The sequence below is a fragment of the Bacillus infantis genome (assembly GCF_020171945.1).
In the GTDB taxonomy this organism is placed as follows: domain Bacteria; phylum Bacillota; class Bacilli; order Bacillales; family Cytobacillaceae; genus Bacillus_AB; species Bacillus_AB infantis_A.
The window spans coordinates 13,260-39,569 of the sequence record NZ_JAIVAP010000016.1 but is presented as its reverse complement, the minus strand read 5'-3'; the positions used below and the strand labels follow the sequence as shown (position 1 = coordinate 39,569).

At 44.0% G+C, this 26,310-nt stretch carries 18 protein-coding genes and 1 riboswitch; of the genes, 2 read left to right on the top strand and 16 right to left on the bottom strand.

Features of this window, described 5'->3' with window-relative positions:
- Positions 1–9: 9 nt before the first annotated feature.
- From pelG to LCM00_RS18555, 7 genes are all read right to left on the bottom strand, one after another.
- Positions 10–1,455 (bottom strand): exopolysaccharide Pel transporter PelG, encoded by a 1,446-nt coding sequence (pelG, locus tag LCM00_RS18585; protein WP_224904875.1) that lies wholly within the window; start codon positions 1,453–1,455, stop codon positions 10–12.
- Positions 1,415–2,875 carry a GT4 family glycosyltransferase PelF gene (gene pelF, locus LCM00_RS18580; RefSeq protein ID WP_224904873.1) on the bottom strand — a complete coding sequence of 487 codons (1,461 nt, stop codon included), beginning with the start codon at positions 2,873–2,875 and terminating at the stop codon, positions 1,415–1,417. Before pelF ends, pelG begins: the two co-directional genes overlap by 41 nt.
- Entirely contained in the window at positions 2,872–4,707 is a 1,836-nt protein-coding gene (locus tag LCM00_RS18575) for a DUF2194 domain-containing protein (RefSeq protein WP_224904871.1), read from the bottom strand. Before LCM00_RS18575 ends, pelF begins: the two co-directional genes overlap by 4 nt.
- A gap of 9 nt (positions 4,708–4,716) precedes the next feature.
- On the bottom strand, positions 4,717–5,583 hold the full coding sequence (locus LCM00_RS18570; protein ID WP_224904869.1) for a hypothetical protein: 867 nt from the start codon (positions 5,581–5,583) through the stop codon (positions 4,717–4,719).
- The gene (locus tag LCM00_RS18565) at positions 5,576–7,483 is read right to left on the bottom strand and encodes an NAD-dependent epimerase/dehydratase family protein (RefSeq protein WP_224904867.1); all 1,908 of its coding nucleotides are present in this window, start codon (positions 7,481–7,483) and stop codon (positions 5,576–5,578) included. Before LCM00_RS18565 ends, LCM00_RS18570 begins: the two co-directional genes overlap by 8 nt.
- Before the next feature lie 43 nt (positions 7,484–7,526).
- Positions 7,527–8,612 (bottom strand): acyltransferase family protein, encoded by a 1,086-nt coding sequence (locus tag LCM00_RS18560; protein WP_224904865.1) that lies wholly within the window; start codon positions 8,610–8,612, stop codon positions 7,527–7,529.
- Positions 8,613–8,854: 242 nt separating this feature from the next.
- Positions 8,855–9,217, bottom strand: coding sequence for a helix-turn-helix domain-containing protein (locus tag LCM00_RS18555; RefSeq protein ID WP_224904863.1), 363 nt, complete (start codon positions 9,215–9,217; stop codon positions 8,855–8,857).
- A 212-nt stretch (positions 9,218–9,429) separates the two neighbouring features.
- Between LCM00_RS18555 and LCM00_RS18550 the strand changes: the two genes are divergently transcribed.
- Positions 9,430–10,719, top strand: coding sequence for a DUF4085 family protein (locus LCM00_RS18550; RefSeq protein WP_224904860.1), 1,290 nt, complete (start codon positions 9,430–9,432; stop codon positions 10,717–10,719).
- A gap of 39 nt (positions 10,720–10,758) precedes the next feature.
- On the opposite strand, the gene LCM00_RS18545 is transcribed toward LCM00_RS18550, so the two are convergent.
- From LCM00_RS18545 to LCM00_RS18520, 6 genes are all read right to left on the bottom strand, one after another.
- Positions 10,759–11,820, bottom strand: coding sequence for a DmpA family aminopeptidase (locus LCM00_RS18545; RefSeq protein WP_224904858.1), 1,062 nt, complete (start codon positions 11,818–11,820; stop codon positions 10,759–10,761).
- Between the two features lie 55 nt (positions 11,821–11,875).
- Entirely contained in the window at positions 11,876–12,832 is a 957-nt protein-coding gene (locus tag LCM00_RS18540; protein WP_224904856.1) for a sensor domain-containing diguanylate cyclase, read from the bottom strand.
- An 87-nt stretch (positions 12,833–12,919) separates the two neighbouring features.
- Positions 12,920–13,004: riboswitch (cyclic di-GMP riboswitch) on the bottom strand.
- A gap of 98 nt (positions 13,005–13,102) precedes the next feature.
- The gene (locus tag LCM00_RS18535) at positions 13,103–14,521 is read right to left on the bottom strand and encodes an amino acid permease (protein ID WP_224904854.1); all 1,419 of its coding nucleotides are present in this window, start codon (positions 14,519–14,521) and stop codon (positions 13,103–13,105) included.
- Positions 14,522–15,022: 501 nt separating this feature from the next.
- Positions 15,023–16,258 carry a methyl-accepting chemotaxis protein gene (locus tag LCM00_RS18530; protein WP_455768453.1) on the bottom strand — a complete coding sequence of 412 codons (1,236 nt, stop codon included), beginning with the start codon at positions 16,256–16,258 and terminating at the stop codon, positions 15,023–15,025.
- Positions 16,259–16,719: 461 nt separating this feature from the next.
- Entirely contained in the window at positions 16,720–18,537 is a 1,818-nt protein-coding gene (locus LCM00_RS18525) for a YhgE/Pip domain-containing protein (RefSeq protein WP_224904850.1), read from the bottom strand.
- 11 nt (positions 18,538–18,548) lie between these two features.
- Positions 18,549–20,492, bottom strand: a complete 1,944-nt coding sequence (locus LCM00_RS18520; RefSeq protein ID WP_224905004.1) for an efflux RND transporter permease subunit — start codon at positions 20,490–20,492, stop codon at positions 18,549–18,551.
- Between the two features lie 279 nt (positions 20,493–20,771).
- Between LCM00_RS18520 and LCM00_RS18515 the strand changes: the two genes are divergently transcribed.
- Positions 20,772–21,326 (top strand): TetR/AcrR family transcriptional regulator, encoded by a 555-nt coding sequence (locus tag LCM00_RS18515; RefSeq protein ID WP_224904849.1) that lies wholly within the window; start codon positions 20,772–20,774, stop codon positions 21,324–21,326.
- 152 nt (positions 21,327–21,478) lie between these two features.
- Here LCM00_RS18515 and LCM00_RS18510 read toward each other — a convergent pair whose 3' ends face one another.
- The 3 genes from LCM00_RS18510 to LCM00_RS18500 all read right to left on the bottom strand — a co-directional run bounded on the left by LCM00_RS18510 (position 21,479) and on the right by LCM00_RS18500 (position 26,219).
- Positions 21,479–21,949, bottom strand: coding sequence for an NUDIX hydrolase (locus tag LCM00_RS18510; protein ID WP_224904846.1), 471 nt, complete (start codon positions 21,947–21,949; stop codon positions 21,479–21,481).
- Between the two features lie 89 nt (positions 21,950–22,038).
- Positions 22,039–24,090 carry a DUF5643 domain-containing protein gene (locus LCM00_RS18505; RefSeq protein WP_224904844.1) on the bottom strand — a complete coding sequence of 684 codons (2,052 nt, stop codon included), beginning with the start codon at positions 24,088–24,090 and terminating at the stop codon, positions 22,039–22,041.
- Positions 24,091–24,179: 89 nt separating this feature from the next.
- Entirely contained in the window at positions 24,180–26,219 is a 2,040-nt protein-coding gene (locus tag LCM00_RS18500; protein ID WP_224904843.1) for a DUF4179 domain-containing protein, read from the bottom strand.
- Between the last annotated feature and the right edge of the window lie 91 nt (positions 26,220–26,310).

Below are 26,310 nucleotides of genomic sequence, written 5' to 3'. Positions count from 1 at the left end.
AGGAAAAGGTTATTCCCCCCTTCCCCCTCCATTCAATATATTCATACGGTGAGCAAAATTGTCAATCATCCCCTTCTTGTCAGCAGAATACATCGGCTGTGAGCAATATGTATAGTACTCGATGTTTTTTCCATAGTGATTAAGGCGGAGGAAGGCTGTAATAAGACCGATTATTCCCGAAACAAAACTGCTTAGGCCATAGTTGCCGCCAAAAGCCACTATTAAAGCCATGCTTGCCATGCTGGCCGACATATAACTGGATATCACCAGAACAGCCCCCTTGCGGTCATCAAAGTACAGCAGAATCTGCAGAAGCACATACATGATGATAAAGAAGTAATTGCCTATCACTAAGAGGTTGAAGATATTATTCTGCTCAGTTGACAAAGGGATAATGGTCGAGCCAAGGGCAATGGCGAGGATGGTAAAAAACAATTGAAATTCCATAATGTAAACAAGCTCATGTGTTAACACATGAAACATTTTCGTTCTGGCTTCATTTATTTGCCTGAGGGAATATTGGCCGGTGATATTTCCATAGTACCTCTTATATACATTGAAAAAGGACGTCTCCATGGATATGACAAACTTGACCATAGCCGGGATGATAGATAAATAGGCGTAAAAAATAGGTACATCATAGAATGGGGCCATCACAAATGTGTCGCCGACTTTTATTTGGATTTCACTGCCCCAGACGATAAATATAGGACCGAACAGACCGATGACGTAAAATAATCCTATAAAGAATAACGATGGGTATCTTTGCATATAGGGCAAAAAGTCAAAATAATGCTGATTGGCTGTTGGGAAGCGTGCCTTTATACTATTGATCAGAAGGATAATGGCCACAAAGAAACCGGCGGCCATACTGGCCAATAAATGCTCAGCCTTCAGGACATTCCAGACCTGTATGCATAACCACATCGCCATAACCGCTACGATTGCTCCGAAAGCATAGGCTTTGACAATTTGCATATACTTTTTTACTGCAGAAATATAGATGGCCAGTATATTAATAACCAATAACTCAACAAAGAAAAGATAAGCAATCACTTTAAATGGAATCCCCAGTGGTGAAAAGGAATAAAAAACAATGCTGATCAATCCGCCGGCAGCCAGGATTACTGCAATGATTCCATATAGAGAAGACAGGATATTTTCCTCTTTCTCCAGATAAATCTGGTCAGATACATATCTTGTCACAAGCATGATGAATCCTCCCGTTATGATCTGGGAAAAAACAAAGCTGTACATCGTCCCGGATAATAAAAGCCCCCTTTCAGAGAACCCTGCTCCTGAAACAGCAAGAAGCTTCTGGGCAATCAGCAGCTGAACAATGCATAAAATCATCGGACCCGAAATAATGACAGAAGAATAAGCGAAAGCCCTTAAGCCGCCGTATCTCTTCCCGTTATTCGCTAACTTTTTGAGTTGGAATCCAATTCCCGCCATTCGAATAACCTCTTTTTTCATAGATTTTTCTATAGTCCCCGATAAAGCTTGCCCATGAATAGTAAGCCTCCACCCGCTGACGCCCGGATTCGCCCATTGTTTTCCGGAGGACAGGATCCCGTGCCAGCTTCATGACGGCATTTGCCAGTTTCACTGCATCCATGACTGGGACAATATAACCGGCCTTGCCTAATTGATCACTTAAACCATAAAGCAATTCCCGGCAGCTCCCCACATCTGTAGAGACAAACGGCTTCCCGGCAGCCATGCCTTCCAGGAGCACAAGAGGCTGCCCCTCGCTGATGCTGGAAAGGACCAGCAGATCCATTTTGCCGATATATTCTTTGACATTTACGGTACCTTGGAAATAGATATCCTGAAGCCCCAGAAAATCGGCTAACTGTAAGCATTCCTCGTAATATTCAGGATCCTCGTCATACGGTCCCAGGATATAGAATCGGGCATTCGGGATGTCTCTTTTTACAATCGCAAAGCTTTGGATCATTGTCTTAATATCTTTGATCGGGACAACCCTCACCACTGCTCCAATATGAACATATCCTTCATCCTCAGCGGCCTTTTGAGGCAGGCATGTATAGTCATCAATATTGACCCCATTAGGAACAATGCTTGTTTTACTTTCAGGGCATCCGATTTCCACTTGTATCTCCCTGTTTTTATTAAACAGCGTAATCACCTGGTCTGCGGATTCATATGCACCTTTTGACAGACTGTGGAAATACTTGATCCACAGGTTTTTAAAGCTCCCGGTTATGTCTTCCGATTTAATGATTTCTTCCTCACGTTCTCTTGTATAAATCCCATGCTCCGTAATGATAAACGGACGGTTGTGGACATATTTGCAGTATGTGCCCGCAATACCGGAATATCCGGTTGATATGCTATGATACACATCAGCTTCAGGCACCGGCTGGGAGAGGATGGACAGCAAAGGCATCAGCATGGATCTAACGCTCCAGTATAACTGTGTAAAAGGAAGATCCGGATAGGCCTCCAGACATACTTCTTTTACAATATCCAGCAAATCTTTGCTCGTTAGAAACTCAGCTGCAAAATTGGTTCTTTTACGGCGGCTGTTTAATATCGAGAAAATTTCATCCCAATCTGCTATTCCAGCAGCTAATAATGACTTTATTGCCTGCCTCTGCCCATCCCTCAGATTACAGCTCTTGCCCGGTTTGCCTGAGGAAGCTGAATAAGAATTCAAGAAGGTTTCCCGAACCTCTATAAGATTCCCGGGCAATGGATATTTAAAATTGCCTTTATCCTTCTCATCTGCACTGATGGCATACACGATAAACTCATGTTCCGGCATTGAGGTGATCAATGTCTGCACCCAGCTTGATACACCTCCGATTACATAGGGATAAGATCCTTCAGCTATAAGACAGATTCTCATTGCCCATCCCCCAGTTCTATAGTGAACTCAGGCGATACAGCCCGTACCAGATAGTGCTCACCACTAATTTTTTTCACTTCACAGCCGGATGCGTTTATAAGCTTCTTTTCACTGCGGAGCAGAAAATCAAGCTTCCCCTGAAAGCGGTTAATATATCCTTCTATTTTTCTTTCGTCCTGCTGAATCTTTACCTGTGCATCGTGTACAGCTTTTAAGGATTCGGCACTTTCTGAAGCTGTCATGCTTTCCATCCAGGGATATTTTTCTTTTAAATCCTTTAATATGCTCAGGAATCCCCTTTTCAGTTCATGCCAGCCATCATTCTTACTCCGCTCTTTATCAAGAATATCGTCAGGATGAACAAAATGGGAAAAGGTCCCGTACAATGAGGCACCATTGGCTATGATCCATTTCTCTTCATCATGATCTCCATAATTTGAAGTTAAGCGGGGGATTTCATTAAAGTCTTCTGATACCTCATACTCCTGGATATAGGCAATGCCTTCATCATCGGCAATGTGCAGGGATGCAATATTGGATATAGAAGGAATGGCCTCCTTTATCGCTTCTTTCCCCTCTTCGCTTAATACATTTGAAGGGGGGATATAGGTTTTTACCGTATAACCGGGGAAAATTTCCTGGATAAAGTGCCGTAATTCCTTTAATGAAGCAACCATATCCTTTTGACTTTTCCATGCGTTATAGCCCAACCCATCTACCTGCTTCTGATCCAGAGTCAATGATTGATGATTATACCCATGGACAGCCAGCTCTCCGCCCATTTGGATCAGCTCCCGGCCAAAAATTTTTAACACGTTATCAGATAAACGCTCATTAAAAGGCCCATCCACATCATTGTTATAAGTCTCAATAACTCCTACTGTGTATTTTAAGTCATATTCCTTGGCCATTTTAAGCATATCCGGCCACCAGACATTATGAAAGAATTTCTCTGTATCCAAATTATAATCAGCATAGATGGCATCATGCAGGCCTTCAGGCAGGGGGGCAGGAAAGTCATCAATATACACCACTTTGGAATTTAATATTGGATACATATAATTTTCGTTTAAAAAGCTCAGTGCGCCTGCAAGGAAGCCTCTATTCATACTGCTTGCAAGCATCGTTCCATTAAAGACCATGAATTCCCCTTTTCCGTGGGGGTTGCTCCATAAAAAAGGAATCTCCCTGTCTGTTGTGGCCAGTATTCTGCTGGTTTTCTCCAGACTGACATGGAGTGATGAATTTGAGAGAAATATATTATCAGCAATTTTCATGCCCTTTGAATTTAGAAGCAGATCTGATTTCAGCTGGACGCTCGAAGTATCAAGATATAAAGGTTCGGGTTCACGGATCCCCAGGCTATCATGAATGCTTTCAAACGTCTGGCCTGTGTCCGGCCGGATGGCAAACAACACCTTCCCTCCGTCGAAGACATAGTCCTTCAATAAAGAGATATCCTGCATCAGTTCCAGGTCAGAAAATAAAATAATGATATTTTCATATTCACGAAAGTCTGCCGGTAATTCTGCTGCCGGTACCGCCTTATATTCTTTTTTCATAAACTCTAAGGTGTTTTTAACATTATCCTTTAGCATGATACTAGACTTTTGATTAGAATCATAAACCAACAATACTTTATCCTGTTCAATCTTTTGCATTTCAGCCTCTGAAAGGGCCTGTTCAACAGGCACATCTTTTGCAAATGCAGGCACATCCTTGAGATTGAACCGGTAGAATGATTCAGATTGGGTTATCAGCAGGAACACGCCAAACAAGATCAAGAATGACATCATGACGATCATCTTGAGCAAATTGATATTATTTCCCATAACGCCCTCCTATGACCAGAAATGAAGGGCTCTGAACCCTTTTGGTGATAACTGGATCGGTGTTCTCCTCAGCGTATCGAGTACATCATTCAGTTTATTCAAATTTCCTGCTGCATAATAAACCTTAAGAGCGGTTATATAGGCCTGCTCATCATATGGATAGGATTCCAAAAAGAGCTGGCTGTAATATTCCGTTTTATCACTTCTCCCCAATTCCAAATCGCAATGGATCTTCTCCACGTAGTATTGCCTGCACTTCAATGGGCTGTTAAGGAGATCTTCCAGAAGGCTGGATAATCTCTCCCGGTAATGCAGCGCGGTTTCCTTATCCAGCAATCCGCTTTCTATATACTTTGTTAGTGTCTTTGCATAGTCATCCATAGCCTCATAATCCGACGGACTCTCCCCAAGCCTTTTGATTGAAGATTGCAAGGATGCAATATATTTCTTCTGAATCTCCATAATAGCTGTAGCTGCATAATGGGATGTTTCCGAATCTTCGCTTTTGATCGCCTTGGTTAGAATACCGATATTATTGTCGCCATTTTTCAAGCTGTCAATTAGCATACTCCGCTTCAGTTGGTTGTCAGATGACAGCAAAGCATCCTGGAAAGGAATGAAGTTGATTTCCCGTTCCATTTTGATCTTGCCTCCAGAAGGAAGCAGGGAGGATAATTCCTCGTTTTCTTCCTGGCTTTCCTCTTCTTTTTGAAGACGGCTTGGTGTTTTGAATAATAAGTAGGATAGAACAAAGCCGAAGATGGGGATAAAAGTGACAATAATGGTTTTAACGAACCTGTTTTCTTCCTTTTTCCATTGCAAGTAAAACCAAAAGCTTAAGCAAAACAAAGAATATACGATGATCCACTCAAACATTGACAATCTTCCTGCCAGTATTCAGTAATTCTCTAGGCCTCTGTTCCTCCAGCATGTTCTGGTGCTCTTGAGCCAGGCTTAAAGATGAGGAGATTGCTTCTGAGATTACATCCATCAGGTTCATGTAGAACAGCGACAGTTGTTCAAAAGCTAAACCGCCGACACAGATGACTCCAGCAGCATCATTATTTATATAGATTGGGACTATCATTGATGGCAGATTTTTATCGAGGCTTTTGTTGACATAAAGCTGATTCGTTTTTAATACTTCCATATAAAACTCTTCCTGATCTGCCCCATAGACGGCATCTGTTTCCAGAAACTCTGACTTTTCTACAAGAAAAAGCTTTTCCGTAGCCGGCTCTAATAGATAAAATGCCACTTCGTTTGATTTAAGCAGTTGTTCAATTGTATGAATGGATGCTTTGAATATTTTCTGCGGATCGAGACTATCCATATCCCTCATAATTCTGTACACCAATCCTATGCTATTTTCTGTATAGAGAATTTGATTCTGAAGCTCTTCTTTAGCCTTAACAATATCTTCATAGGCTGTGTTTAAAGAATGGTAATTTTCCTTTGCCGCAGCAGCTTCATCCCGATAATTCATCAGCAGAATATCCTTTTTATCTAGGGCATAGCGGATTGCCAAACCAGCAAAAATATAAATAGAGATGTGGATAACTAAGCCAGGATTAATAAAGGAGGAAATTAAATCCCTGCCCATCGCAGCATTTTCAGCCAGGAACCATATCGAGGCTACTCCGATTGAAATCACTGACTGTGATTTCCTGAGCAAAAAGGAAACGAAAACTATATAGATGAGCTGGTAGTCTACCATGAAATAATGTATATCAACCAGGGCACTAAGCATGTAGATAACTAGGAAGATCCCGACATTTTCGAGGTATGGCCGTACAGGTTTAAGCCGGTTTTTCCATCCTGAGACTTTCTCTTCTTCTTTTCTTTCTATCTTTTCGGGCTTTTGTATATTTTCCTTAAACCATTGATATGTTTTAGCCAAGCCATCCTCGTAGGAATGAAAGGGAGCCCAATCTAAATCTTTCTTAACTTTTGCATTATCAAGACGGGAATGCTTTATATCCCCTTTCCGCTCATCCTGATAGTTTACCTTTTTCACCTTGGTCATATTACTGAGGGCTTCCACTAGCTGATTGACACTTACACCCGTATTCGTTGAAAGGTTGTAGACTCCGGAAAGGTTTTTTTCAACCCCTCGATAAATGGCTTCTGCTACATCCTGCACAAATATAAAGTCTCTCGTTTGCTCACCATCTCCATAGACAATTAATTCTTTCTCCTGCGAAACTCTTTGAATAAAGATGGAGACAACCCCACCTTCGCCGATTGTTCCTTGTCTAGGGCCATATACATTTGAAAAGCGGAAGCATAGAGTATCCAGGCCAAAAAGTTCCATCCATTTTTGGCAATACATTTCCCCAATCCATTTGTTCAATCCATAAGGTGAAACAGGATCGCAAAGGGAGCTCTCGTTTAAAGGAATTTCTTCATTCAATCCATATACTGCAGCTGAAGAAGCGAAAACAACTTTGCCTGCTCCATATTTCTTTGCAAGACTGAGCATATTGGAAAGGCCTAACACATTATATTTTGAATCAATATACGGATCATCCATGGATACAGTCACATTTACCTGGGCAGCCAAATGAATAACAACGTCAAATTTAAACCTTGTGAATATTTCTTCACAAAGTGGATCCTCAACGCTAATATGATGGAAGGTATGACTGAATTTAACATTTTCTTTGGTCCCGGTTGATAGGTTGTCAATGATATGCACCTCATGGCCTTCTGCCGCAAACATTTCACCCACAAAAGAACCAATGAACCCGTACCCTCCAGTAATCAATACTCTCATGTGCTCACCTCATCTCAAATTTTAAACTTTCACCCGATATCCTTTACTTAACAACAACAGCTTCAATCCCCTTGATCTTGTTTCTCTTGCCAAGTAAATGATATTTCAGCTTGCTGACCAATGGCTTTTCCAGATACGTATGAACGAGACAGCCTGCACTCAGCATCATGGCAAAGAAGGCAGCGCTGAGTATCCAGCCTCCCAGTGTTTCATAGACTGGATACCTGCTAAATAATTCAGCACTTAAATCCAAGACAAGATTATGAACTAAATAAATGGAAAAGGCTGCGTTCCCAAGATAGTTCAGCTGCTTGGGAATCTGTATATCTTTCTTAAGATCAATCGAAGCAATCCCTATAATGATAAAAATGGATGAAAGGCCGGTTCCGAGGTCAAAGTTAATTTCATAAATAGGATTCAAAGCATTATGCCACATAAAAGCAAAGCCCATAAAACCTGCTAATGTGAATGCCAGGGATAAGAACCAGCTTACTTTTACATGTGTGACGAAATAAGCAGCCGCCACCCCTCCAAGCAGGATAAGATTGATCTCATTCAGTAAAAATCCAAAAATAAAGGAAGAGACCGGAACATAACCAAGGAAAAAAGCCACACATAGGCCTCCCCAAATCGCCAGGATGAAACTTGCAATAGCTGGCCGTAAAAGGAAGAACAATGAAAACATAAAATAAAACAGGACTGTAAACTTCAGGGACCAGGCCGGGATAAGCACTGGCGGGTTGTCACTTGGATCGGGGCTCAGCAGAAACGAGGAGATAAGTGTCTCCATTTCTGTTTCATGCCCCATTCCATACCACGGGAAAATAAACAGAAAGGGCAGCAATGCCAATGTGAGAATCCAATAAAGCGGGTAAATGCGTATAAATCGGTTTATCAGGTATTCCTTTAATTTCTTTTGCTGTCCAAACTGTTCCCGGTAAACGTAATACATCATGAAGCCTGAAAGAGCAAAAAAGTAGCTGACCCCTCCTGACATAGGAAGTGCATGCAGTCCCAATAAATTAAAATCGTAGTATCCTTCCATGGTTAAAGACAAATGAAAAAGCATGACCATGATAGGTACAAATGCACGCGAAAATTGAATGAGCACTAGTTTTTTTCGGGGCATACATCCACCTTCTCAAGAATAATAATTTTCTGTACAAACACTCTTTTTATTCTTAATAAAGAACAAAAGGGCAATAAGTATTCCTCTACCCATCCCAGTAAGGAGGGACTTAAATATGTTTTATCAAGTCGAAACCATAACGGCCAAAGTTATAATGTAAGGAACTGGTCAAAGCTGCATCATTTAAACTAGCATCCTCAACCCCCCATACAAATTTCAATTATATATTCCATATAAACAAATTATGCATGGCCGCTCCCGCTATTTTTGAAATTCTGTTGTAAGGCTTCTAAATCCTGCAGGAGTCTTCTTATGACCTGTTGGTTTGATTCTCCTGCTTCCAGCGCTCTTCGCAATTCACCAATCCATTCATCCAAAGGAAGATCTCTGTGGTTTTCAGAAAGATTTTGTGAATTTCCATACAATGCCGTTATACTCACCCCGAGAGCCAAAGAAATTTTTGAAAGTATTTCAATGGATGGATTCGATTTAACGCCTCTTTCGATATTGCTAAGATAAGATTTGGAAATTTTAGTCCTTAAGGCGAGTTGGGATAAGCTAAGGTTTTGTTCCTTTCTTAATTTTTTTATACGGGTACTTAACATTTGAACCTCCCACCTTTTACAAAACAACCAATGTATTTAACACTAGTAACCATTCTATAAAGAACTGTTTGTTCTTTATAAAGAAATTGATATTTCTTATTATAGAATATAACATTATTTTGTAAATGATTTTCTTGAACTTTTAGGAAAATTTCATTGGAATATTAGCAAACATCTAGAGAATTTTGCCCATAAAAGCCTGATTCCTTATGATGATAGTATATCTAGCATCATTTGCTGCTACCAGGCAGGCTTTTCGAAGAAGAATGATAGTATACTATTTCTACCAATTCACTCGAGGTGTAACCATGTGGAATATAACAAAAAAAGCAAAAGAGGCCTTCCTGAAGCATAATCTGCTTCCCATTCATGAATCTGACTCCGACTGGGAGATATCATTAAGAGAAGCAGCAGAAGAAGGAGAAGATCTCGCTGCGCGCCTGGCCGAGGAGCTGGAGGAAGTAAAAGCTGAGCTGCTTCCTGTCCTCCCAAGCCGCTTCCTTCCTTATGTGGAAAATGGAACGCTCAATCAGCCATCCCTGCCTAAATCGGTCCGGGAGGATTATCTGCAATGGATGCGGGAAGGTGACAGGGAATTCGAACAGGTTCTGGACGCTGCACAAGAACAGACAAAACAGGCTGCCGCACTATTATCGCCCGCAGTCCATGAGGTGTTTGAAGAAAGCCTCCATGATGCTGTGATTGATCGAATTGAACGGGAACCTGACACTCTTCACCTCTATATCAATACGGATAGTGGATTTTCCGCCAAGTCTTACATTCATTTAACTCTCCAGCAGATCACTGAGGGAGATACCGATGAGCTGCAAGAGGGACAATGGCTGATTTACTATGAACTCCAGAAAACTGCTGCCGGTTTCGCTTTCCGTGTTCTGTTCGAGGGCCCGGATGCGCAATGGACCATTCATATGAAGGACATGACAGCCCGGTATTTCTATCGCCCTGCCATATATACAAGATTAAGTGATGAAGGAAAACTGGAGGATATGCCGCTCGGGGAATATACCGCAGAGCTGGAACCGGGTAAGCGCTATTGGCTGGCTGCTCCAGATGTGTTAAGCGAAATAAGCCGTTTAGGAGAAATCATTCTCTTAGAAGACGGGAAGCTGGAAATAGAGAAAAATAAAGCAGTAATAACAACCTCAAATGGGCGATTCACCTACACTTCAGATGAATTCAATCCTATAAGCGCCATTTACACAGATACATATGAAGACCCTTATGCACACTTAAATGAGCCGGTCCCATCGGAAGAACTGGAAGCAGCGGTTTTCAGCGGCATACCGGAGCAGCAGGTCCGTGCCTGGAATACAATGTACACCAATCCTGAAGACCATGCAGAAAACATCAACCGGATATTGAAGAACATGGAGATTACAGAAGAAAATGAAATGATGGCAGCCGTTTATGCGGCCCATTTTTATAAAGCCGGAATTTTGACTGAAGAAAATATTAAAAAGTATGGAGGATTATTTGAGTAAAAATGGGTTCCTGGCACCCAATGATGGGGCCAGGACTCTTCAAATGAGACGAATATTATACTCACGCAGGAGATCACTGAAAGCCGGCCGTTCATTTCCGTCCCGACCAACTACACGGGACGCGGCCGTCAGGGAATTTAAAACAGCCTCTTCTGTTGCTTCGCCGGCAGCCCTGAAAGCTAAATCTATATCCTCTTCATGAATGGCAGAAATGGAAAGGCACTCAGAGGGTTTTTCATGCGGAATTTTCGCAGCAGTCGAAAACCCTATGACCACCTCGCCGCTTCCCGTTCCAATGATAGACCCCGTCCGGGACAATCCCGTTACCGTCCTTTTAATGATCCGATTCAATTGCCTCTCTGATACAGGCAGATCTGTAGCCACAATGATGATGACCGAACCTTTATCCTTTTCCTCCTGAGCTCGAATAGCCTCACTCAGCTCTTCCCCGACCGCTTTCCCATTCACCCGCAGATCCTTTAAACCGCCGAAGTTCGTCAGCACAAGGACGCCCATCGTATAAGTCCCATAGTCCATTTCCATCAGCCTCGAGCTGGTCCCGATCCCGCCCTTCAGTGAATAGCACAGCATGCCGGTCCCTGCGCCGGCGGTTCCCTCTTCCACCTCGGCCGAGGCATTCTGCAGAGCCTGGAATACATGCTCCCGCTCTACAAACCCGGCCCGGATATCATTCAAAAACATATCATTGCATTCACACACAACCGGATTTACTGTTCCTGTCGTCCGGCCGATTTCGGGATTCTGCTCCAGCATATACTGAATCAAAGCTTCTGCCGCTGTGCCTATGCTCAGCGTATTGGTCAGAATGATCGGGGATTCAAGCGTCCCCAGCTCTTTGATCTGAATCGTCCCCATACTTTTGCCGAAACCATTAATCACATGGGTGGAAGCAATCAGTTTTTCCTTGAATAAATTTCCCTGATGCGGCAGGATTGCGGTAACCCCTGTTTGCTTGTCACCATCGCTCAGCGTGGTTTGGCCCACAGTCACTCCTTCCACATCTGTGATGCTATTGCGAGGACCTGGCTGAAGCTTTCCAATTTTTACTCCGTAGTCTCTGATTCTTTTTTGAGCGGGCATCATTTTCCTCCATTTTGCGAAGAAAGGTGCCTCTCTCCCATCTGCGGCGGAAGAGTCAGGCACCTTTTTTCGTTCTTTTATGCTGATACATATGGTTATCAGCTTCAACAAATAAGCTTTCCATCACGCCTAGTGAAGTTTCACTGAACGCAGAGCCTATCGATATGTTGATTTTTACGTCCTGGCTGCTTTCATTATATCTGCTAATCTCTTCAGATAGCTTTTCAACCAGGAACTTCACCTGTTCTTTTTCCTTTTTTAAAAGGATTACGGCAAATTCATCTCCGCCAATCCTTGAAACATAAGCATCCTCTGTGAAAAAGCGATCTAACAGATGTGCTGTCTCTTTTATAAGAAAGTCCCCTGTTTTGTGTCCATGGTTGTCATTCAAACATTTGAGGCCGTCCAAATCGCATAATATAAGGGCAGCAGCTGTATCTTCCTGCTCATTATATTTTTCCATCAATTGTTCGAAAAATTCCCGGTTATAGATGTCTGTCAAAGCATCATGGGCAATTCGATATTGCAAGGTTTCTTCCAGCTTTTTTCTTTCATCGATATTTCGCACCACCCCTTGAAGAGCAACCAGCACACCGTTCTCATATACGGGAGACGCATACTCTTCAAACCAACGGTAATGGCCGTCTTTATCCTTCCAGCGCTGAACGATTGATTTATTGAAATCCACCTGTCCCTGGACCTTTTTTTGGAGGATATCCAAATCTTCTGGATGAATATCCCTAAAGGCAACACCCGCGTCCAGATAGGCATCCGCATTGGAGCCTTCGCCGAAAAAGCACTCAGCTGAAGGACCGAGATATTTGAATTTCAACTCCGGATAGACCTGGCAATAATAAAGGAAATCCTTGGTGTTTTCTATCACATGCATATAACTTTCATGATTTTTCATAAGTTCATTTTCTTTCTTTTTCCATCTGCTGAAAAAATAAACGGCAGTCAAACCAACAGTCAGTACTCCTAATAAAAAACCTAGTGCAAATTGTATGTTCATCAGCGCTGACCCTCTTCATTATCCTCGATTCTCAAAACATAAAAAATAGGCCAACCTGACCGACTAGCCTATCATTCATAAAGATGAATCGGAAACTGGCAGACATAATCTTTCGACCTTAGTCCCTGTAGCTTTGCGTCTTCACCTTTCGATGAATTTGCCTGTATTTATCTATACTCCATTTTAAATTATAAATGGTTACACTTCCAAGTTAAACCACCAAATACACTTTCAGGTAAAATTAAGTCATTAATGCATAATAGGGCTGCTCTAATACTCCTCCTCAGTCTTATGGATTTTTTTAAACTTCCCAAACTTAGCACCCAAAAGATACGAAACAAGAATGATGATTACAAACCCAATGCTCGCAAAAAAGCCCATTCTCTGATTGGCATTGATAAGCGATCCCGCAATCGTAAAAATAATCAGCAGAATGCCCAGATAGGAGGTAACGGGATAGGCTGACGATTTATATTTCTCATGGGAGGCGCCGACTTGCTTCCTTTTCTTGATATGTGATGCCAGGATGATGACCCAGTTCAGGATGAGCATGATGCCTGCAGAGGTAGTCATGTACTCGTAAATGGTATTCGGCAGCAAAAATGACAGCAGGACAGAAACACCAAGCCCTGCTCCGCTCAGCATCAGCGCCCCTGCCGGCACTCCTTTCCGGGTTTTGTTCTGGAGCCTTTGCGGTGCATCTCCATCCTTGGAAAGAGACACGATAATGCTGGTTATGGAAAAAAGAGAGCCAACCATGGTTGAAAATGCCGCACTGATTAAAATGACATTGAAAATGCTATCCAAATAAGGAATATTGAATTGCGATAAAGCAGAGACAAATGGGCTCTTATCTTCGCTGATGCTTCGAAAAGAAACCATCATCAGAATAAAGAGGATGCTCACCACATAAAGGATCGTCAAGGCTGCAACCAGGAAGGTCCCTGCCTTCGGAACATCCTTTTTGTTCCTGAGCTCCGAAGACAAGACCCCTATCACCTCAATGCCTCCATAAGAAAACAATATGAAAATCATCGCAGACCATAATCCTGAAAACCCATTCGGAAAAATACCTTCTGCTAGTAAGGCCGACGGATCTGCTGCCTTTTCAGGCGAGAGTACACAGGCTGCTGCCAAAATCCCAAAGCCAATAAAGCCGATGAGCGTCGAGATCTTTATCACGGCGAAAAAGGATTCAATACTCCCAAAATTTTTTACGCCAAGAAAGTTAATTCCAAGGGCAATGGCGGAATAAATGATAGAAAAAATCCAGATAGGGACATCCGGCAGCCATAACTGAGTAAAGATCGCAAGCGCCGTCACTTCGCTCGACATGATCAGCACTCCCGCCACCCAGTAGATCCATCCGCTCATAAAGCCTGCATAATGGCCGAATGCCTGACCCGCGTATGTACGGAATGATCCTGGCTGCGGGTCCTGGACCGTCATCTCGGCAAGCGCACTAAAGACGAAGTAAGCGGTCAGTCCAGCCAGCAGGTATCCGATCAGCACAGAAGGGCCGGCCGAATGAATAGACAGACCCGATCCCAAAAAGAATCCCGCACCGATCACAGACCCTATCCCGATCAAAGAAAGCTGCCACCATGCCAGCTTATGTGTCTGCCCCTTTTCCACCTGGTTTTTTTGGACGTTCTTAACGCTCTGTTTCACCACATTCACTTTTTGCATCTTCCCACTCCTCACTAACAAAAGCAGAAGTGCTCCCTCTTCTGCCTTTCTTATGAGAAGTATGCCCCTATTCGGGATGATTATGGCGCCTGGTACCAGCCGTTTTTCTTATTGCAAAAGAAGGAAACTATTTCTTAGGCTGGCCGTAAAGATATATATCCTAGTTAATCAGCTGATTTTTTTCATGAAGGAGTTGATGTATTGATCACTTTTATAGAAGCTTTGCGCACTATTTCTCTCTTCCTGCTGATTTTTAGTTCAGGCTTTTACCTGCGCCACCTAACAAAAACAAAAAAACAGCGAAAGCTTACGAAGCTTGAGTTTATGATATATTACATTACATTAACCGGGTTTATGTGTTCTGCATTGAGTTTGTTTTTGTATGTTTATTTTTTGTAATCACTGTGGAATTTGAGCCTAGCAGCAAATAAAACAAGTAAAATGCCTGCCCGGCATTTTACCGCCTGGCAGGCACCTCTTTCTCTTATATTAGTAAACCGGTTAAACTGTAAACTTACTCAGCTCCACACTCAATTCACCGGCCATCTTATTCAATCTTCCTGCAGCAGATGTGATTTCTTCATTGGAAGCAGACTGTTCTTCCAGGGAGGAGGCCACATGCTGAACACCTGTTGAGGCCTGCCTGGCAATGCCGGCTATTTCCATAATGATTTCCCCGGTATGTGCTGATGTTTTCCCTACTTTCTCCAGCGCTTTCAGTGAGTCTGTTGACTGCTTGCCAATTTCATGTACATAGCCTGCAATGTCTTTAAATGCTTCGCCAGTTTCATGAACCATATTCCTGCCATTGTCTACAATCTCTGTGCCTTTATTGATGGATTCAACGGCATCTGCTGTCTGATCTAAAATATTATCGACCAGCTTTTTGATGCTTTCGGCCGCTTGTCCGGATTCTTCGGCAAGCTTTCTTACTTCCTCAGCCACAACGGCAAACCCTTTTCCTGCATCTCCTGCCCTCGCTGCCTCAATGGAAGCGTTCAGCGCCAGCAAATTGGTTTGATCTGAGATTCCTTTGATCAGCGTCACCATTTGGCTGATTTCTTTAGATTTGTTTCCCAGCAGGTTTACAATGCTGGATGATTCTTTAACAGACTCTTGAATGAGGTCCATTTTTGAGACTGTATTGCCAATCAGCTTCATCCCCATATCTGCCTTGGCATTTGTCTCGGCAATCATTTTAGAGACTGCTTGAACGGACGAGCCCATACTTTTCATTTCAGCATTTATCAATCCTGCAGAGTCCTGAAGCTCCTGTGTTTTATTCACCTGATATTCGGAACCGGACACAATGTTTTGAAAGGTGGCAGAAATCTGCTCAACAGAAGCGCTGCTTTGTTCCGTGCTGACCTGGAACTCTTCCGAATAAGCTGAGACCTTGGAGGCGGTATCATTTGTTTTCGCAACCACCTGCCTCAGACTATCGATCATCACATTGAACGAAGAAGCCAGCTGCCCGATCTCATCTCTGGATCTATCTTCAATCTGGATGCTCAGATCTCCTTCGGCCCCGGATTTTGTTGCTTCCAGCACCTTTTTCAAGCGATTGGTAACCAGAAATGTCGTACATAATGAAATGATTAATGTCGACACCAGCAGCGTCACACAGGTGCTGACAATGACGCCGAAGCTTCCGTCAAAAATACCCTCCAATTGGCTGTTGATAATTCCGGAAATAGGCGTGCTGATCAGCAGGGAGACAATCACCGCAAAAATCATTTTTACTTTTATACTGCGCTGAACATTTACAATTTCTTTGAAAGTTCCCGACTTGTTGTTATCCATTGTTGTTCTAGCCCCTAACCTTATAAAATTCTTTATGTATCTTTTTTCCTATTTCTATATACCTAATAATTGATTGTTTAAAACCTATTTTAGCTACTTTTATAGGAAAACATCAAATTATCTGTTTCATTTGACCTGTTTAAGCCATGGGGTCAGGTCCCGTGGCTCAGAAAGAGCCATGGGGTCAGGTCCCGTGACCCAGAATGAGCCATGGGGTAGCCATGGAGTCAGGTCCCGTGGCCCAGTAGCCATGGGGTCAGGTCCCGTGGCCCAGAATGAGCCACGGGGTCTGTCCCCTTGGCTTCGCCCAGAAAGAGCCACGGGGTCTGTCCCCTTGGCTTCCCCTTGGCTTAAAAAAAGGCGCCAGCCCCCAAAGGCCAGCACCTGACTATTACTTATGAAAACAGCGCCTTCAAACGAGCCCAAAACCCTTGCGGCTCTTCTTTAGGCTTTTCAACCTCTTTCGTTTCTTCCTGTTTGATGCTCTCTGTTTTTAGCACAAACTGAACTGAATTCACTTTCTCGTTCTTAGGCGATACGAAGGAAACGGGTTTGAAGTCGCTTTTGTCATATTCTTCGAGCATCCCTTCAACTTCTTCCTTCATTTGTTCAGGCAGATCCCTGGTAGCTTCGTATAATTCAGCAGTCCCTCCGTGGAGTTCGGCTGCTCCGTCAGAAAGTTCCCCTGTTCCGTCAGCAATGCCTGCAATGCCGTTATGCAGTCCTTGATAAGACCCGGCCAGCCTGCTCACTCCGCCGGTGTAGTCCACCAATCCCGAATGAAAGGATTCGTAATTGGCGGCAAGAGCATTAACGCCTTTCTGCAGCTGTGCCATTGCATCAGCAGCATCTGAATTGGCTAAAGCCTGAGAGAGTCCGGCAGACATAGCGTCAAGATTCTTGGCCATCTCTGTAAGAGAAGCGCTCACTTGCTCTAAGGTCCCGCTGACAGCGGCAAAGCTGCCTTGCCCAGCAGCAAAGACTCCTTTGGTATTTTTGGCAGCTGCATAGGTCTCAAGCAATTGCGCGACCACATTCGGATCGGCGCCGCTTTGTTTCAGCTGCTCGATCTGCGCCTGGGAAATCTCATGATTCGGGATGTTTTCCATTGCTTCATTCAAGCTATTGTAAGAGGCGCTGAAGGCCTGCTGCAATTCTGCCAGATTCTTGGACACTTCCCGCAGGCCGGCAGCCGATTGGGACAGTCCATCCTGCATCTTTTTCAAATCACCAAGGCCCATATCTCCAGAGCCAGCGCTCAGACTGCTATTCAACTTTTGCAAAGCCTGCTCGATGCTCTTGGAGCCGCTGACCAGCTTGGATGAAGAGCCATTGAGCGCCGCTATGCCATTACGGTACTCCCTGGAGCCATTGCTCAGCTTACTGGCACCATTATGCAATTCCGAAGCGCCGTTCTGCAGCTGCCCCACTCCGTCATTGACTTCTTTGATTGCCTTTGTCAGTGTATCCATTTCACCTGTCATATCATCGATGTCAGGTGCATCAATCGGGAGTGAAGACGGAATCGCTGTGATATCAATGCCTTCGAGCTCGAAATCAACTACATCTGCTTCAAGGGTCAGTTCGCCCTCTTTTTCCGGCATCACAGTGAATGTGGCCTGCTTGTTTTTCCCGGCATTGGCAAGCATCCCGTCAGGAGCCTCGATATTGCTGAATTTCTCCCCATTCAGCGGGAAAGAGATCTGCAGCAGATAATTTTCGAAAAAGGAAGCTTCTGCACTTTCATTTCTGGAGGTTTGTATCCCAATCTCCACATGGCCGCTTTTTCCAGCCAGTTCTTCCGGTGCGGTTTCCTGCCCATCCAATGTATACGAAATGGAAACATTCCATGGCAGGGCTGACTCATTCAAATCACCCTGATAATAAAACTTTCCTTCTTCCTCAGCCGTCACATTCACCGCTGCGTCTGACTTCTCAATCGGCGACATGTCTGTCAGATTTTTCAGGTTCGTATAGGGGCCGTAATCAGTCACTTCCCCAGGTTCTTCAATATTTAAAATGTTAACCACATAAACTTCCTGATTTTCACCGGCAGGGCTGAGCTTTGCATACACCACTTCGTCCTTTGAAGAGAGCTCCCCTGTTTCCTGGGAAACCTCTTCCCCTGACTTGCTGCCTGCTGTATCAGCTGAAACCAGCAGGGCGGGCATCATGAGCAGGATGCTGGCAAAAACAGCCAAGAATTTTCTCATTCTCCTCATCATCACTTCTCCTTATAAAAGTTTGCTTTCCATGTTGTTTTCATGATCAGTTTATCGAAGATCAGCAGGCACGCCGGCAGGAAGAACACAACCATAATCAAGGCCAGCAGCGCTCCCCTTCCAAGCAGCAGCCCAATTGAGGCAACAATAGGATTCGAGGATGTAATCCATAAGATAAAGCCGACACTTGATAAAATAGAGGCCGAAATGCCGATAGAGAATATTTTTTCATCCATCGTCTTCTTGACTGCTTCGAGGGCAGACATTTCCTGCCGATCCTCTTTATAAGCATCTGTCAGCAGGATGGCGTAATCGACAGTCGCTGCCAGCTGGATAATGCTGACGAGCAGATAGCCGACGTATACTAATGAAGAATCTGTAAAATAAGGGACAGACAGATTGATCCAGACGGCTGTCTGAATGGTCAGCAGCAGGATCAGCGGAATCGAAATCGACCTGAAGGTTACGAATAGGACGAACGCAACCGTCAGGAGGGTCAATAGATTGACCAGTGTGTTGTCTTTTTTGACCGTGTTTTTGATATCATACAATGTCACGCTTTCCCCGACTGAATACACCTTATCCCCGTACAGTTTTTCAGCAGTACCCTGGACCCGTTCGATCAGCTGGAACGCCTCGTCTCCTTCTGTTTTCGTATCTGTCTGCAGGATGATCCGGCTGTAATTTTCCGAGTAGAATTGCTCGGTGATGCTGGGGTCGAGATACTCTGAAGGGATTGCGGCACTGACGGTGTTGACATATGCCATGACACTCGTCACATGGTTAAGCTTTTCCAGATCGCCGACCAGCTCTTCTTCCTTGGCCGTATCCCCTTTCGGCACAAGCAGGACCATCGGCGTGCTTTCCCCGAACTCTTCTTTAATTTTCGCAAAATCGCTCCCCGCCCTTGTCGACTCCGGCAATTCGCCAACTCCATAAGTGAAATTGGTCTTGCTCTGAGCAAGAAAGGCCGGGACAATCAGGATGGCGACAAGCAAAAGGACCGGCACCCGGAACTTCAGCACAAAATTTCCCTTGCCGCGGATGTATGGCAGCAATGGCTTATGCTGCGTCTTGTCGATCCATTTATAAAAGAGCAGCGTCAATGCCGGCAGGAATACCATGACACTGATGAAGCTCAGTAAAATTCCTTTTACCAGGTTGATGCCAAGATCCGACCCGATTTCAAACTCCATAAATGATAAGGCGATGAAACCAAAGAAGGTCGTGGACGCACTGGCTGCGATTGCCGAGAATGATTTCTTCATCGCCAGCTCCATCGCCTCCCGCGGATCGCCCACCTTTTTCCGGTAATCGTTAAAGCTGTGCAGGAGGAAAATCGCATAATCCAGCGAGACTGCAAGCTGCAGGATCGGGGCGACCGACTGGGTGACAAAGGAAACCTCCCCGAGAAAAATATTCGTCCCCATATTGATCAGCACCGACACACCGATAGCGGTCAGGAACAGCAGCGGCTCCACCCACGAGGTCGTGGAAACCACTAAAATGATGATGATGATCGGCACCAAAAAGGCGGCCGCATACATCGATTCCGTCCCGGCCATTTTCTGCTGTGTGGCCGTATTCAGGGATTCCCCGGCCATTGCATTGTCTTCGCCGATGAGATCATAAATGCGATCGGTAATCTGGACTTCTTCTCCTTCACGGATGCTGAAAGAAAACAAAGCATACTCATCTTTGTAATAGTCGTCTACCGTATTCGGGTCCGCCATCTCAAGCGGAGCCTTGATATCAATCACATCATCCAGCCACATGACATCAGATACACCATCAATCGCGGCCAGCTTTTCTTTGAAAGCAAGAGCTTCCTGTATGGTCATGTCCCGCATCATCACCCGGTTTGTCGGGACATTTCCTTCAAATTCCCGCTCCATCACAGTCATGGCTTTAGTCGACTGGGCATCCTCCGGCAGATATTCCTTCATATCATAGTTCACCGACACAGTGAACTGCGCCAGGGCGCAAAGCACAGTCAAAACCGCAAACGTTATGGCAACGGCTTTTTTATGTTTAAGTATTCGTGCAGCAATATTGATGCGTGTTCACCCTCTCTTGCCCTTTTTTTCTATACACTTTATCATTATATAAACACGGTGTTGTCCATTCAACGAACAGTTCTCTAACTTCCGTGGTATTCCCGACACAATAATCAAAAGTGTTGGAAAACGCAAAAAGAAAGGAATCTGGTTATGACCTCTTCAAAAATGGACCGGCGCAAAAAATATACACAAATGGTATTAAAAGACAGCCTCATGAAGCTATTGAAGGACAAGCAGATCTCCTACATCACCGTCAAAGAAATCTGCAGTCTCGCCGACATCAACCGCTCCACATTTTATTCCCACTACACCGATCAATATGACCTCCTGGACACCATCGAAGACGAAATCTTCCAGGACATGCAGGGCTATATGAGCCAATACAACTTCGAAAAAGAAGACCAGGCCCTCCAAATGATCGAAAAGCTGCTCGAATACTTCGCCTCAAAGCACGAAGTATGCACCACCCTCCTCAACGAAAAAACAAACACAACCTTCGAAACAAAAGTCATCAACTTCGCCCACCAGGTCTTCATGACCAGCTGGCTCGCCGACACTGCGTACGATGAAAACCTTTCCGAATACCTCAGCACCTTTATCATAAGCGGCAGCATCCACGCGATAAAGAAATGGCTCAATAATGGAATGGATCATTCTCCGAGGGAGATGGCGGAGATTATTAATGGGGTGATTAATCGGGGGTTGTTGGGGGTGCGGTGAGGTGAGGGGGACGGGTTTCGTTTTGGGCCGGGGGGTCAGGTTCCTTGGCTCGGTTTGGGCCGGGGGGTCGGGTTCCTTGTTCTGGTTTGAGCCAGGGGGTCGGGTTCCTTGGCCCGGTTTTGAGCCAGGGGGTCAGGTCCCTTGGCCCGGTTTTAAAAAGAGCCAGGGGGTCTGTCCCCTTGGCTCCAACTCCAGAAAAACGCCTTACTCTCCCCATGCGCCAACCGCTCCAGGACCTCATCCCTCCCAACAAATTCAACTCCATTAATCTCGCTGTCCTCTGCCTTCAAATCAGACCTATCCCCCACATACTCAACAACAAACATCACCGTTTCCTGCTGGCTCCAGCCTGTTTTCTCAGCAAACTCCTTATCAAAATCAAAACAAACCTTCTCCTTCAGCTGCCTTATAATCCGATATTCAGCAGATCCTGTTTCCTCTGCCAGCTCTCTTAAGATTGCAGCCCGCAAACTTTCATCACTTTCTTCTACACCGCCTTTAGGAAAGTCCCACTCCCCTTGCAAATGCCCATCAGAATCCCTTAAAGAACTTCTTTTAACCTTATGTACCAAAAGGAATTCTTCCCCATGAAATACTATAGCTCCAACAGCATTTCTAATCATTTAGCATACTCCTCCCTGCTTGTTGAGAGCCAAAGGGACAGACCCCCTGGCTCAGTCTCAAAAAGAGCCAAGGGACCTGTCCCCTTGGCTCATTTATCCAGCTTAACCTTTATAACATTATCCAGATTTTTCGTTGTGCTGTATCCGTAGATTTCTAGGCTTTTAGGGATTATATTGTCACCTGGTATTTCTACTTTTTCGTAAGTAATATAATGACGGGGATTCTCGAGTCCCAGGTAGATGGCATTCGTTATTTCTTTCATATCGTACTCTTTTCCATTTTTATCAACAAAGATTCCTTCAGAGCTCATAGTCATTGATTGATTGTCGCCTTCTTCTGTCATGATGTTGAAGTATAGCGACTCATACGCCCGATTCTTGATTTCATAATTGCTGATGGCCACTGTAGTAGGCCTTCCGATGTCCATCTCTTCAATCTTTATTATGCTGCCTGCATATTCAAAGATTTGGGGATATGTTTCTGAAGGATCCAATTCAATGGTTTTATTATCCTGTATGGATAGATAAGCCATATTAAAGTGGATTTCCACTTCATTTGTTTCAGTTTCAAATATAGGGTTAAAGTATGACTGGTAACTATTCCATGAACCAGCTGCATAACCGCCGCCATATGGATTTGCCTTCAGCTTTTTGCCGTTCATTTTCAGATGGACAAAATCAATCATGTCTATCCTTTTCTCTTCCTGTTCGTTATTGATGGCATATTGCAGAACGGTTGATGTTGGCGCAATGATCAGTTTTTCCAGCTGAACAGGGATTCCTTCAATATTAATGATCTCTTCCATTGGATACTCTGTTGAAGGCAGTTTGGTTACAGGTACTTTTATATTCCAGTCTCCCCTTTTTTCATAATCACCGGAGTCTGTATAGCTGTTGACAGCTGGTCCAGAGGAATCACCCACTATTCTCGCCAATTTTGATATTTCAAGGTTGAGCGTCTTGCTGTCACCTTTTAGCGGCGGCAGACCGATTTTTCCATGGAAGACATTTTGTTTTTTCTTATTTAATTCCGAATCCGGGTCAGGGGGCTGGTATTGGGGATAGATTTCATTACTTAAAATCTCCTGTTCATCCTCCACAGAAACACCGTCCCCATAATTTATAACATATTGTTTGTTTTCCTTTGTATCTTCTATCTCATAAAAAAGCTGCGTCTGAAACTCATCAGCAATCACACTCTTAATCTTGATTTTAACCCCATTACTTTCCGCTTCAAGGTTCAGCCTTTCACCCAGGTCTGCCTTGAGAAAAGCCCGCAGCTCCGGGTCTTCCTCTGTCCACTTATAATAAACGTCGGCAAAAGCCCCTGTAAAAAATCCGGTACACATAACTAAAACAAAAACGCTCGCAGCAATAAAAGCAATTCTATTGCGCTTACCAATCTTTTGCTGCCTGGCTTTTTCCGTTTCCGCAATTCGCTCTTTAACCCTCTCCATAAACCCGGCCGGCACCTGATATTCCTCAAGAGTTTCCGTAAACTGCAATATCACTTCCTGAAAAGAAGCCAAATCCGTCTGGCACTTCTGGCAGTGGTACACATGCTTTTCAAACTCAATCTTCTCTGGCCTTTCGAGATTTCTTTCGAGGTAATCCAAGTAAAACCTCTGATACTCCGGGCAGCCATTGAATTGTTCCCCGCGAATCTGCTTTTCTCTTAAAGACCGGATTCCGGCAGCCAGCCGATCATTCATTTGTTCTTGTGAAATTTGAAGCAGACCGGCTGTTTCATCTATCGATAGCCCTTTAATATACGTAAAAATCAGAGCTTCTCTCTCCTGCCCGTTCAACTGGCCAAGAGTCTGGAATAGCTCATCATGCTGGCCGCCTTCTTGTGAAATCTCGGAGCTCTTTGCGGCCGCAAGCTCCCTGCAATTATGTATAAAAATTGCTGTCACACATGCCTCGAATGACAATTTGCTTTTTACTTTAGGAGAATCCTTTTGTACTTTCAGAATGGACTGGTAAAAAAGCTCTTCCAGCTGCTGCTGATTCCTGAAGTATGACCAGCCAAGCACATAAAGAGACCGCTGATGCTTCTCGAACCAATGAACAATCGACTCTAAATCATTTTGAATAATATTTGCAGGTAAATCAGCATTCACTTTCTCTGGGATGATCAACTTGTTCCCCCCTCTATGAGCCACAGGGACAGGTCCCCTGGCTCTTTTTCAAAAAGAGCCAAGGGACCTTCCCCTTGGCTCAACAATCGTCAATTCAGCGAAACCTCAAAAACTTCATCCAAATACTTCGATGCCCTATATCCGTAAAACTCAAGTGCTTTGGGTATCACATTTTTTTCATGGATCTTTATGCTTTCTTCAGTAGTGATATAACGAGGGTTCTCCAGTTTTTCAAATTCTTTGGTTGTTAGTGTATTGGCATCATATTCTTTCCCATTTTTATCAATAAGGACACCTTCAGATCCTGTTTCTATCGAATGCATTTGACCTTCCTCGGTGAGAACACCATAGTCAAGGGTGTTATATGATCGTTCCTTTTCATGATTACTTATGATAATTGTGGTTGACTCTCCAAGTTCAAGCTTTTCAATGGAGATGGTGCTGCCTGCATATTCAAATGTTTGGGGAAAGTCTTTTTGGGCATCCAGCTCAACAACTTTGTTGTCCTGAAATGATAAATACACCTGATCCACATAAAGTTTAACCTTATTAGCATGTTTTTCAAAAAAAGGTTCAAACTGTGCCTGGTTATTATAAGCTGAGCTGGCCAGGCTGCCATATAAATCAGCTTTTAATTCCTCGCCATTTATTTCCAGCTGCTTAAAATTGATATTATCTAACCGCTTTTTCGGCAATCTATTATTTATTCCATATTCCAGAATTGTTGCGGTTGGTGACAGCGTCAGCTTCTTCAGCCGAACGGTGACCCCTTCCACTTTAACTTCCTCATCCATTTTATACTCGGTGGAGGGCTTTTTGTCTGCATGTATTTCAAAGTCCCACTCCCCTTTTTTATAATCCTGGTTCCCGTATGGGTTGAAGATACCTTGTACAGAGGAGTCCCCAGGTAATTTCATCATTTGTGTTATGTTAAGTTTGATTGTCCCGCTATCCTCCTTTAGCGGCGGCAGGCTCAATTTTCCATGGTAGATATTCTGTTCTTTCTTATTAAAATCGGAATCCAGGTTCGGAGGCTGGTACTGAGGATAGAATTGACCTTTAAAGATTTCCCAATCGTCCTGCACAGAAACCCCGTCCTCATAGTTGATCATATATTTATTGTTTTTCTTCGTATCTTCTATTTCGTAAAAAATAAGGGTCTGATACTTATCAGCAACTACACTCTTAATCTTGATTTTAACCCCATTGCTCTCCGCTTCGAGATTCAGCCTTTCACCCAAATCCGCCCTGAGAAAAGCCCGCAGCTCCGGGTCTTCCTCTTTCCATTTATAATAAACATCCGCAAAAGCCCCTGTGAAAAATCCGGTACACATGACCAGGACAAAGACGCTCGCAGCAATAAAAGCAATTCTATTCCGTTTGCCGGCCTTTCGCTGCCTGCGTTTTTCTGTTTCAGCAATACGCTCGCTGATGCCCTCTATAAATCCGGCTGGCACTTGGAATTCCTCAAGGGTTTCCGCAAGCTGTAATGTCACTTCCTGAAAAGAGGCCAAATCCTCCTGGCAGTCTGTGCAGTGATAAATATGCTTTTCTAAATCAATCTTAAGCGGTCTCTCCATGTTCCGTTCAAGATAATCAAAGTAAAACTTTTGGTACCCCAAACAGCCGCCAAAATGCTCTCCCTGCAGCAATACATTACGGAGTGAATGAATTCCGGAAACCAGAAGCTCCTTCACCTCTATAACGGAAAGCTGAAGAAGGCTGGCTGTTTCCTCAGCAGACAGTCCCCTTAAATAGGTAAAAACAAGCGCTTCCCTCTCTTGCCCTTTCAACTGATCAAGCGCGTTGAACAGCTCCCGATGCGCATCACTTCCCTCTGAAGTTTCTAAACTCCCGCTTGCATCAAGCTCACGGCAATTATATATAAAAACCCTTGTTGCCCATATATCAAATGATGTTTTTCTTTTAACTTTCGGAAAATCCTTCTGCACCTTTAATATGATCTGGTAAAAAAGCTCCTCCAGCTGCTGCTGATCCCTGACGTATGACCAGCCAAGCACATAAAAAGACCGCCGATGCTTCTCGAACCAATCCGCAACCGACATCAAATCATCTTTCCTTATCTCTGCAGGTAAACTAGTATTAACTCTTGCTGGGATGATCAACATGCTCCCCCCCTCTATTTCCTAATTATACCTGTTAGTGAGCCACGGGGACAGACCCCCTGGCTCAAACTCAAGAGAGCCACTGGGACAGACC